At 73.3% G+C, this 11,486-nt stretch carries 7 protein-coding genes; 2 read left to right on the top strand and 5 right to left on the bottom strand.

Annotation, left to right across the window (positions count from 1 at the left end; genetic code table 11):
• The first annotated feature begins 61 nt into the window (after window positions 1-61).
• Window positions 62-3,409: a caspase family protein gene (locus tag D3272_RS18065; protein WP_165361408.1), complete on the top strand. Its 3,348-nt coding sequence runs from the start codon at window positions 62-64 to the stop codon at window positions 3,407-3,409.
• A 134-nt stretch (window positions 3,410-3,543) separates the two neighbouring features.
• Here D3272_RS18065 and D3272_RS18070 read toward each other — a convergent pair whose 3' ends face one another.
• The 4 genes from D3272_RS18070 to D3272_RS18085 form a co-directional block, all read right to left on the bottom strand.
• Window positions 3,544-4,503, bottom strand: coding sequence for a DMT family transporter (locus tag D3272_RS18070; RefSeq protein ID WP_129220600.1), 960 nt, complete (start codon window positions 4,501-4,503; stop codon window positions 3,544-3,546).
• A 455-nt stretch (window positions 4,504-4,958) separates the two neighbouring features.
• Complete coding sequence (locus D3272_RS18075) at window positions 4,959-5,219, bottom strand: hypothetical protein (RefSeq protein WP_129220601.1); 261 nt, start codon at window positions 5,217-5,219, stop codon at window positions 4,959-4,961.
• Between the two features lie 101 nt (window positions 5,220-5,320).
• On the bottom strand, window positions 5,321-6,859 hold the full coding sequence (locus tag D3272_RS18080; protein ID WP_129220602.1) for an FGGY-family carbohydrate kinase: 1,539 nt from the start codon (window positions 6,857-6,859) through the stop codon (window positions 5,321-5,323).
• A gap of 452 nt (window positions 6,860-7,311) precedes the next feature.
• Window positions 7,312-8,145, bottom strand: coding sequence for an LD-carboxypeptidase (locus D3272_RS18085; RefSeq protein ID WP_129220603.1), 834 nt, complete (start codon window positions 8,143-8,145; stop codon window positions 7,312-7,314).
• A gap of 114 nt (window positions 8,146-8,259) precedes the next feature.
• Here D3272_RS18085 and D3272_RS18090 point away from each other — a divergent pair, with 114 nt between their 5' ends.
• Window positions 8,260-9,672, top strand: a complete 1,413-nt coding sequence (locus tag D3272_RS18090) for a UDP-N-acetylmuramate--L-alanine ligase (RefSeq protein ID WP_129220604.1) — start codon at window positions 8,260-8,262, stop codon at window positions 9,670-9,672.
• Between the two features lie 54 nt (window positions 9,673-9,726).
• Here the strand turns inward: D3272_RS18090 and D3272_RS18095 are convergent, their stop codons facing one another.
• On the bottom strand, window positions 9,727-11,187 hold the full coding sequence (locus D3272_RS18095; RefSeq protein WP_129220605.1) for an amino acid permease: 1,461 nt from the start codon (window positions 11,185-11,187) through the stop codon (window positions 9,727-9,729).
• Window positions 11,188-11,486 lie beyond the last annotated feature (299 nt).

The following is an 11,486-nucleotide window of genomic DNA, read 5'->3' on the forward strand; positions in this document are numbered from 1 at the left end:
ATCTCGACACGAGCGCCGGCGGTGCCATAGTCTGGTTGAAACAACCCGGACGCATCGACCCATGCGCAACCTCTGCGCTCAGATCGCCTGCCTTTTCCTGCTCCTCGGCGCCGTCCTCCCGGCCCATGCCGCCGCCCTGGGGCGGCGGGTCGCCGTGGTGGTCGGCATATCCCACTACGGCGCGGCCGACGACCTGTCCTCCCCCGTCCACAACGCCGAAACGATGGCGGCCACGCTGGAGCGGCTCGGCTACGAGGTGCGGCTGCTGCGCGATGAGCGGGCGGCCGACATCCTCGCCGTGGTGGGCGCGTTGCGGCTGGGGCCTACCGACAGCTTCACCTTCTTCTTCTCCGGCCATGGGGTGACGGCGGACGGCGCCGCGGCGCTGGCGCTGCCGTCGCCGAGCGGCGCGATCGCGCTGCTGCGGCTCGGTGCCATCACCGGCCTCGTCGCCGCCGCGAAGCCCGCCGCCGCGCTCTACATGCTGGACGCCTGCCGCTCCGACGCCGCAAAGCCGGCGGCGAAGGGTGCGCTCGCCGCGGACGCGCCCGGGCCGACGCAGCCGCCGAAGACGCTCGGCGCCTTCTTCGCCTACGCGGCCGCACCGGGCGATGTCGCCTACGACGGCCCTCCGGGCGCCGCGTCGCTGTCCCCCTTCTCCTTCGCGCTCGTCGAGGAACTGCGGGTGCCGGGCCAGGACATCGGCGCGGTGATGCGCCACGTCCGCGAGCGCGTCGCCAAGCTGACCGGCGGCCGGCAGCTGCCCTGGAGCGAGGACGCGCTGACCGCTCCACTGGTGCTCAACGAAGCGCCGGCCTCGCCGGAGCTGGCGGCGCTGTGGGGACGCGCTCTGCGGGGTGAGCGCGACGCGGAGCGCGAACTCGGCCTCGCCTACCTCGACGGGCGCGCGGTCGGCGCCGACGTCGAGCGAGGCACGGCGTTGCTGAGAGACGCGGGACGGCAGAACGACGTTCCGGCGCTGCTCGCGCTCGGCGACGTCGAACTCAGACAGGACCGCAGCGCCCTGCGGCCGACCGACCGGGCACGCACCGACTTCGAAGCGGCACGGCGCGCCGGCAGCGCCCAAGCCGCCTACCGCCTTGCCGAGCTCGACCGGCGAGCGCTCGTGCGCGGCGCGGAGCCGACGGTCGCCATGCTGGCGCTCTATCGCGAGGCGGCGGCGGGCGGCGTCGCGGATGCCCGCGTGCGGCTCCTGTCCTACGACCTGCGCCCTCCCGCGCGCGACAAGACATCGGGCGCCGTCGAGTCCGGCGAGGTCAAGCCGGGCGATGCCAAGCGCAAGGCCGCGCTCGCCGCCCTGCGCCGGCAGGGGGCCGCCGGGAACATGCTCGCGGCCGAGGAACTGGGCTCGCTCTACCACAGCGTCGGCTCCCCCGACTTCGATGCAGCCGAGGGCGACCACTGGCTCGACCGGGCCATCGCGGAAGGATCGACCGAGGCGCTGCTGATACGGGCCAGGGACTTCGGCGAGGGCCGCGGCCGGGCGAGTGACGAGGTCAAGGCCTATGACCTGGTGATGCAAGCCGCCGAGCGCGGCGACGCCTATGCCATGCTCACGGCCGGGCGCATGCGCCAGCAAGGCACCGGGGTGGCGCGCGACATGGCGGCGGCGCTGAGCTGGTTCCGCCGCGCTGCCGAGAGTGGGGAGCACGAGGGCTTCGCCGACCTCGGCTTCGCCTACGAGGCAGGCGACGGCGTCGACCGCGACCTCGCCGCGGCGGTGGCCGCCTACCGTCGCGGTGCAGAGTTCGGCGATCCCGTCAGCACGCGCTCGCTCGCCGTGATGTACGAGAACGGCGACGGCGTCCGGCGCAACATCGACACCGCCATCGCGTATTACGAACGGGCGCGGGACCTCGGCGACGTCCGCGCGCGGGCCTCGCTCGCCGTGCTCGCCGGCAACGGCCTGCTCTATTCCGTGCCGGATCCCGCCAAGGAGCTCGCGATGCTGCGCGAGACCGTCTCCTCCTCCGGGGATGCCGCCTACATCGTCAAGCTCGCCAAGATCGTCGAGGACGGCATCGCCGCGCCGCCCGACCGTCCGGAGGCGGCGCGCCTCTACGCCCGCGCAGCGGCGCTCGGCAGTGCCGAGGCGGCCACCGAGCTCGGCGTCATGCGCTGGGAGGGGTTGGGTCTTCCGCAAGACACCGGCAAGGCTGTCGCGTTCTGGCGCAAAGCGGCGGAAGCCGGGGACGCCGTCGCGGAAGCGGACCTGTCCAAGGCGCTGCGCCTCGACGGCAAGACCGAGGCCGACAAGCTCGAGGCCGCGCGCTGGGCGCGGCGCTCCGCCGAGGCGGGGCAGACGGACGCGATGGTGATGATGGCGCGCTACCTCCTCGTCGGCGAGGGCGGGATCGCCCGGGACTACGATGCCGCCTTTTCCTGGCTCGAGACGTCGCTCGCCGCCCGCCGGTTCGAGGCCGCCGAGGTGCTCGCCGCCATGCCGAACGACCGCACCCTCGATCTGCCGCAGGAGCAGCGCGACCGTGCCGTGCTGGCCCTGCTCGTCGCCAAATACGACGACGACAACCCGCTCGCCGCGGATGCCCTGCTGCACAGCTTCCATGTGCAGGACGGCTACGACGCCTTCCGCGCCGCGCGCCCCATGCTGGTCCGCCTGCTCGACGGCCCGCAGCGCGCCCCCGCCGCCGCCATGCTCGGGCTCTACGACGAGCGTGGCGTCGGCGGCCAGGCGTCTCGTACCGGCGCGCTCGCCTCCTATCGCATGGCGGCGGAGGCGGGCTACGGCCGCGCGTGGCGCCGCCTCGCCGACATCGAGCGGAGCGACCGCGACGCGAGCGGCGAAGGGCGGCCGCAGAGCGGGCCCCGGCAGGCCGTGGAGGACTATCGCAGGGGTGCGGCAGCCGGCGATGCGAAGGCGATGGCGAGCCTCGCCGCGATGATGCAAGCCGGCGAGGGCACGCACACCGACATGCCCGGCGCCTTCGCGATGCTGAAGGATGCGGCCGGGCGCGGCGACCGGCCGGCGATGCTCGGCCTTGCCGAAGGCTACCGCGACGGCAAAGGCATTGCCGCGTCCCCGGCCGATGCGGACGTGTGGTTCTCCCGTGCCGCCGCGAGCGGCGATCGGCTGGCGCAGCGCGAACTCGCCGGGCTGCTGCTCGATGCGCCGGTGGACGCACGCGATTACAGCCGGGGGCTGAACCTGCTGTTCCGCCTCGGCGCGGCGGGAGACACGGGGGCGCTCGGCCGGCTCGACGGGCTCGGCCGCGATGCCGCGCTGCCGCGCGCGGTGCGGGCCCGCGCCGTCTTCGTGCTCGGCGTGCTCGCCGCCAGCAAGGTTGCCGCCGCGCAGCCGATCCTCGACAGGCTCGCCGCCGCTCGCATCATCGCCCGAGAGGGCACCGGCTACGCGCTGCGAAACTGAGGGTGAACCACCTTCACCTCCGAGCGCAGGTCGGTGGCGCGGCGCGGGTTCATTCGCCGTCGGCGGCGGCGCGACATGGGTCGTATCGTCTCGACTGGCGGGTCGGCCGCTCGCGGCTCGACGATGCCGCGGAGCTAGATGTCGCGACCCTGATAGACGTCAGGCCTGTCGATCCCGCTCGCCGTAACGCGCCGCAGCAGGCGCCCATCGATGGCCGCCAGACCGCAGCCGATGAGGACCATGCCGCAGTCATGCCGCGCATCCAGGCGTTCGCCGAGCACCAGCCCCCCGAGCAGGATGGCGGAGACCGGAATCAGGAACGTGACGAGCAGGAGATTGGTAGCCCCGACGCTCGCCAGGAGACGAAAGTACAGAAGATAGGCGAGCGCCGTGGATAGTGCAGCGATCCCGAGGACAGCCCCCCAAACGGGCACACCCGGGAGCGGCAGGGTCCAGGGCCGATCCATCATGACCGCCACGGGCAGGAGCAGCAGCGACGACGCCGTGACCTGTCCGGCAGCCGTCACGAGGGGCGGCACGCCGAGCCGCCGGAAACGCCGCCCGAAGATGCCGGCCAAGGCGTAGGACAGCGCCGCGCCGAGGACTGCGACTTGCGCCAGCAGATCGGTTCCGAGGCCGGAAAGTGCCGACGGACCGATCATCACCACGATGCCCGCCATACCGAGGAGCACGCCGGGGACCTTCTCGCGGTTCATCCGCTCGTCGGAGGTCAGCAGGTGCGCCGCCCCGACGGTGAACAGGGGTGTTGTCGCATTGAGGATAGCGGCGAGCCCCGACGCGATGTGGGTCTGTCCCCAGACGATCAGGCAGAACGGTATGGCGTTGTTCAGGACTCCCATGCCGAAGAACGCGGCCCAGATACGGCCGTTGCGCGGCATCGCGAGGCCCGCAAGCGGCACCACGGCGTTCAGGATCAGAGCGGCGAGCCCGACACGAAGTACGACCAGGGTGAAGGGTGGAAGGGCGGCGAGCGCCACGCGCGTGAAGAAGAACGACCCGCCCCAGAGGATCGAGAGCCCGAGCAGCATCGCCCATTCGGGTGCCGACATGGTGCGGTTGAGGGATGGCGACATGACGAGATCTTCCGGAGTTGCGATCCCGTCTTGTCGCCGTGCGGGCCAGCGGCGTGCACCTCGTATCGTGCTTTGAAATCCGGTTTGAGCGCCGCGACTGGCAGGATCGTCATGCGGGGCAGGACCGGCCGGTCACCAAGCTTGCAAGCGGGAGCGCGGAGGCCATCGGTTGGACGGGAGTGGCTGAGATATCCCGAGGGATGCCGCCCGAACATGGACGCTCTCGCCATGGGCGCTGTCCATCTTCGCTTCGGCGGCCCGTCCCGGGGACGGCGCTCTGCTCCCGCGCTGAAGCCTTTCCGAAGCCTCGCGATTGACAGCTGGTTTGTGTCAGCAACGGCCTGACTCACGCCAGAGCTGTCGCCGTTCGCCTTGGCTCGCCACTTCAGCTCCAGTGCTATCATTCTGCGAGCATCTTCACGCGATCAGGTGACTCGACCTGATCGCGATCTGCTCTAGCGTGAGCCGCCCCAGGCCGATCCGAAGAAGGCGAGCGCCCGGGCGGCGGTCCGGCGATGCACCTCGCGTCGGTCCACCCCGGCGGCATCGCGGCAGATGGCGGCGTGGTCGTCCATGGCGGCCGGAAAGCACGGGTTGAGGAACGTGTCATGCGACACGCCGCCGGGCAGGATGTCGAGGCTGGCACCGGGCAGGAGACCGGCGATGTGCCGGGCGTTGGTGGCGACCGGCACCGTCGTGTCACCGTCGCCCGCCACGATGGCCACCGGCACATCTACCCCGGCGCGCGGTCCCGGGATTGCGCGATCCGCGGTCGTCCGCGGCGCCGGCCTCGCCCGCGCCGTCCTTCCCCCGCGCGTCAGTCCACCGGCCCGCGCAGCTCCGCCAGGGCGTGCATCTGGTCGCGCAGCGCCGGGTAGAGCGCGGCATAGACGGCGAAGACGGCGTCGTAGCGGCGCTTGCGGGCGGGGTCGGGTTCGGCGCGGGGGACCAGGGTGATCCAGCCCTCGCCGTCGCCCGGCGCGATGAGGCCGAGGCCCAGGGCGGCGAGCCGCGCCGCGCCCAGTGCCGCCTCCACGTCCTCGCGGATGGTCCAGACGGGGAAGCCCGTGACGTCGGCGATGATCTGCATCCACAGGTCCGAGCGCGCCGCCCCGCCCACCACCACGAGCCGGTCGTCGAGCGCGGCCGAGCCCCGGGCGCCCGCCTCCATGTTGTGGCGCAGCGCCAGCGTCACGCCTTCCAGCACGGCCCGGTAGAGGTGGGCGCGGGTGTGGAACAGGTTGAGCCCGATGAAGGCGCCCGAGGCCTGCCCGTCCCACACGGGCGAGCGCTCGCCCATGAGGTAGGGCAGGAACACGATCCCGTCGGATCCCGGCGCCACCGCGGCGGCGCCCTCCTCGAGCAGCGCATGCGGGTCCCGCCCGGCGGCACGGCCGGCCGCGACCTCGGCCTGGCAGAACTGCTCGCGGAACCAGGTCACCGAGGCCCCCGCCGTCGCGGCGCCGCCGAAGACGTAGAGGTCGTCGTCGGCCCGGGTGACGTAGGGGAATGAGATCAGCCCGTGCGCGGCATCGGCCGTGGGGGCGATGGTGCCCCAGCACATGCTGGTGCCGATCATGGCGACGTGCTGGCCGGGCCGCACCACGCCCGCCGCATAGGTGGCGACGGCGGCGTCGACCCCGCCCGCCACCACGGGCGTGCCGGCCGGCAGGCCGAGCCGGGCCGCGACCTCGGGCCTGAGGCCGCCGACGACCTCCGTCGAGGCCACGAGCCGCTCCGGCATCATGCGGGCCGGCACCCCCATGGCGTCCAGCATCTCGCGCGACCAGGCGCGGCGCGTGGCGTCGTAGAAGCCCCCGATGTTGCCCGCCGAGGAATGGTCGACCGCCACCGCGCCGGTGAGGCGCTGGATCACATAGGCGTTGGGCGGCAGGAACAGCGCCGTGCGCTCCCACAGGTCCGGCCGGTTGTCGCGCAGCCACAGCACCTTGGTGTAGCCGTAGTAGCTGTCGACGCCGTTGCCCGTGATGGCGGCGAGGCGGCCCATGTCGACGTGGTCCCGCACCCAGCGCACCTGGTCCTCGGCCCGCCGGTCCATCCAGATCAGGCAGGGGTGGAGGGGGCGCATGTCGGCGTCGACCGGGATGCCGGAGCCGCCGTAGAGCGACGACACGCAGACAGCCTTCACGTCGCCGGCGCCACCCGCCCGCGCGACCTCGGCCAGGCAGGCCTCGACGGCGTCGAGCCACACGTCCGGCCATTGCTCGGCCCAGTTGGGGCGGGGCGTATCGGGCGCATAGGCGCGCGACGCCTGCGCCCGGATGCTGCCGTCCTGCCCGACCAGCACCGCCTTGGTGCTCTGCGTGCCGATGTCGACGCCGATGACGAGGTCCATTGGGGGGCCAGCTTTCGTGGGGGCGCGAGGGCGCCGGGCGCTAAAGGTCGAGGTTTCGGGGCAGGACCACGGGGTCGCGCACCGTCACGCTGCGGGGCCGCGTCGGCATGACGAGGACGGCCTCGGCGGCCTCCTCGGGCTGCATCGGGTGATGGCCTTGCCGGACAGGTCCCGGCCCGACGATGGCCGGGGCGTTGCATCCTGGCCCATGATCATCCTCCCTCGACGCCGGGGCCGGCCGCGGCCGGACGGACGTTCGGCAGCCCGGCGGGCTCTGGTTGGGCTCTTGGCTTCGAAAGCTTTTGGCGGCCCGCCGGAGGGTAGGACGGCGGCGCGCCGGAGGCCAGAGCCGATGGAACGGCCCTCGACCGGGAGCGGGAGCGGCTTCGCCGAAGGCGGATGCGCTCGCATCCGGAGCCTGCCGGGCCGTCGCTGAAGCTGCGCCGGGCGCGTCACGCCAGCGGCAGCGGGCCGAACGGCACCACGCGGTTGTGGATGTCGTGGCCGATGTCGGCGCGGCCGAGCCACGGGATGCCGGACTTTTCGCACCAGAACCGCACCACCGCCTCCTCGTCGAGGCCGAAGTCGGGGTCGTTGGGCGGGATGGCGCTGCAACGCCCGAGCCGGATGCCGGCGACGCGGCGGATGCCGGGGTTGCCGGTGACGTGGAACATCGCCCGGTCGATCCGGTACATGGCCTCCGACACCTCCTCCAGCATCAGCACGTGCCCGTCGAGGTCGGGCTGCAGCGCCGTCCCGAGCAACTGGCTGAGGATGGTGATGTTGAAGGCCGCCGTGGGCCTTCCGTCGCCGACGGAGGGCTCCAGCGCGGCGGGGTCGCGCGCGACGAGCCAGCGCAGCGCCCGCGCCGCGGCGGCCTCGCCCCCCGGCCGCAGCACGTCCTGCGCCACGGGCCCATGCGCCGCCGCCGTGAAACCCGCCCGGTACAGCCCCGCCAGCAGCGTGCCGCAGTCGCTGTAGCCCAGGAAGGGCTTAGCGCGGGCGGCGGGGGCGAGCGATGCCAGCACGGTTTCGGCGATGCGGCAGGAGCCGTAGCCGCCCCGGCCGAACCAGACGGCATCGACGGCGGGGTCGTTGGCGACCTCGACGAGGGCGGCGGCACGGGCCGCGTCGTCGCCGGCGAAATGCCCGTGGCGCAACAGGCACTGGGGATGGACCGCAACCGTGGGGGCGGCGCCCGGATAGAGCGAGGCCGCCAGGGCGGCGATCCGCCCCTCGACCTCGGGCGACATCGACGAAGCCGGCGCCACGACGGCGATCCGCATGCCAAAACCCTCCTGCCGCGCCATGCCGCCCTCTTAGGCAGCGGCGCGGGCGGCGGCAACCGCGCCCGCGCTTCGCGTTGCGCTGCGGCAAACGCCCCTGTAGCGTTCCGCCGCATGAGCATAGCCCGTCCCTATTTCTTCTGCGGCATCGGCGGCAGCGGCATGAGCCCGCTGGCCGCCATCGTGAAGGCGCGCGGCGCCACGGTCGCGGGGTCCGACCGGTCGCGCGACCAGGGCCGCACGCCCGACAAGTTCGCCGCGCTGCAGGCGCGGGGCTTCGCGCTCTTCCCGCAGGACGGCAGCGGCATCACCTCGGCGGACCAGATCCTCGTGGTGTCGGCGGCCGTCGAGGAGAGCGTGCCCGACGTCCAGGCGGCCCGCCGCGCCGGCGCCAGCGTGGTGACGCGGCCCGAACTGCTGAGCGAGCTGTTCAACGCCGCCGGCCTGCGGGTCGGCGTCGCCGGCACCAGCGGCAAGTCCACCACGACCGGCATGATCGGCACGATCCTGGCGCGCGCCGGCCTCGACCCGACGGTGATGAACGGCGCCGAGATGAAGGACTTCCGCGGTCCCGACGATGCGCCGCTTTCCGCCGTGGTGGGGGCCGGCGAGGCCTTCGTCAGCGAGGTCGATGAGAGCGACGGCTCGATCCGGCTCTATGCGCCGAGCGTCGCCGTGGTCAACAACATGTCGCTCGACCACAAGCCGATGGACGAGCTGCGCCCGCTGTTCCGCGGCTTCGTGAGCCGCGCCGAGCGGGCCGTGCTCAACCTCGACAATCCCGAAACCGCGGCCCTGGCGCGCGAGGCCGGCGCCGACCGCGCCCTCACCTACAGCCTCGGCGACCCGGCGGCCGACCTCGTGGCGGGCGCGCCGCGCCTGTCCCCCACCGGCGTGTCCGTGTCCGTCACGCTGCGGGCCCGGGCCGGGCGGCCGGAAGCGCGCGCCGACCTCGCCCTCGCCGTGCCGGGACTGCACAACGTGTCCAACGCGCTGGCGGCACTCTGCGCGACCTTCGCCTGCGGGGTGCCGCTCGGCGAGGCGGCGGCGGCGCTCGGCGCCTTCACGGGCATCCGCCGCCGGCTCGACGTCGTGGGCACGGCCGGCGGCGTCACGGTGATCGACGACTTCGCCCACAACCCCGACAAGATCGCGGCGACGCTCCACACCCTGCACGGATTTCCGGGCCGCCTGCTGGTGATGTTCCAGCCCCACGGCTACGGGCCCTTGAAGCTGATGGGCGAGGCCCTGGCGGAGGGGCTGGCGCAGGACCTCGCGCCCGACGACGTGCTGGTGATGCCCGAGCCCGTCTATTTCGGCGGCACGGTGGACCGTTCGGTCGGCAGCCGGGAGGTGGCGGAGCGCATCGCGGCGCGCGGACGCCGGGCGGAAGCGCTCCCCGACCGCGCCGCCTGCGGCGACAGGCTGCTGGCGCTCGCCGCCCCGGGCGACCGCATCGTGGTGATGGGGGCGCGGGACGACACGCTGTCGAGCTTCGCCGGCGACCTGCTGCGCCGCCTGGGCTGACGCGCGGCCAGCGCGCGGCGTTTTCAGCGCCTTTGCGTATCCAGGCCTCGCGCCTCAGCGGCCCGGCGCGTCCCGGCCCAGCGTGGCGTGGTGGCGCCCGTAGCTGGCGTAGACCACGAGCCCGATGGCCAACCATACGACGAGGCGCAGCCAGGTGAGCGCCGGCAGGCCCGCCATGAGGACGAGGCAGGACAGGATGCCCAGGCCCGGCAGCAGCGGCACGGCCGGGCAGCGGAACGGCCGCGGCCGGTCCGGGTCGGTGGCGCGCAGCCGGATCACGGCGCCGCAGACCAGCGCGAAGGCCAGCAGCGTGCCGATCGACACCATCTCGCCGAGCAGGCCGATCGGCACCAGGGCCGCCACCGCCGCCACGACGGCGCCGATGAGCAGCTGGCTCATGACGGGCGTGCCGAAGCGCGGGTGGATGCGGCCGAAGGCCGGCGGCAGAAGCCCGTCCTTCGCCATGGCACAGAAGATGCGGCCCTGCCCGTAGAGCAGGACCAGCATGACGGTGGTGAGGCCGGCGAGGGCCCCGGCCTTGACGGGCCAGGACAGCCAGGCGCGGCCGATGGCGTCGACGCCGCGGGCGATGGGGTCGGCGACGTCGAGGTCGGCGAAGGGCACCAGCCCCGTCAGCACGGCCGCGACCGCCACGTAGAGCAGCGTGCAGGCGACCAGCGAGCCCAGGATGCCGATCGGCATGTCGCGCTGCGGGTTGGCGGCCTCCTGGGCCGCGGTCGAGACGGCGTCGAAGCCGATGAAGGCGAAGAACACCACGGAAGCGCCGCGCAGCACGCCGCTCCAGCCGAAATGGCCGAAGCCGCCATCGTTGGCGGGGAGGAAGGGCTGCCAATGCGCCGGGTCGATGGCGAAGGCGCCGAAGCCCACGAACAGCGCCACCACGGCGAGCTTCACCGCCACCATGACGTTGTTGAAGCGGGCGGATTCCCGCGTGCCGAGCACGAGGAGCGCCGTCAGCGCCAGCACGACGAGGGCGGCCGGCAGGTCGAGCAGCGCCGTGGCGTGGGAGCCGTCCGCCAGCGTCACGGCCGTGCCGGGCGCCGCGGCGAAGCGCGGCGGCACCGCGACCCCGAAGCCGCCGAGGAGGCTTGCGGCATAGCCCGACCAGCCCACCGCCACGGTGGCGGCCCCGGCCGCATATTCGAGGATGAGGTCCCACCCCACGATCCAGGCGAAGATCTCGCCGAGGGTCGCGTAGGTGTAGGCGTAGCTGGAGCCGCTGACCGGCACCATGGCGGCGAGTTCCGCGTAGCACAGGCCCACGAAGGCGCAGGCGACGCCGCCGAGCGCGAAGGACAGCATGATGGCGGGGCCGGCATAGCGGGCCGCCGCCGTGCCGGTGAGCACGAAGATGCCGGCCCCGATGATGGCGCCGATGCCCAGCGCCGTGATGCTCCAGGGCCCGAGCGTCTTGGCGAGCCCGTCCCGGTCGGCCTCGCTCCCGCGCGTGAGGTCGGCGAGGCTCTTCCTCGCCATGGGGCCGTGTTCCGCCATCTCGTTCCCTCCCGGGCCCCCGCGGCCGTCCGCGGATCATCGGCGGGTTGTGCATCGGGCGCCAGCCCCGCCCGGCCACGCGCCTCGTTCTTCCGCGGCCTCGGGCAGGCCGGCGTCGGCGTCCAGCCGACCGGCTGCTCCCGATGCGGAGGTGCAGCGAAACCGTCGCAGGCGAAAGCGCCCTAGAGCCGTCGCCGCTCGCCTTGGCTCGCGACTTCAGCTCTAGAGTTCGTCAGCGAGCATTAGAATCTCGACGGCGTGGCGGCGCGGTGTGAAGTGTGATTCAGTTAGGTCGTCAG

Origin of the sequence: Lichenibacterium ramalinae, from assembly GCF_004137085.1 — a bacterium.
GTDB lineage: Bacteria > Pseudomonadota > Alphaproteobacteria > Rhizobiales > Beijerinckiaceae > Lichenihabitans > Lichenihabitans ramalinae.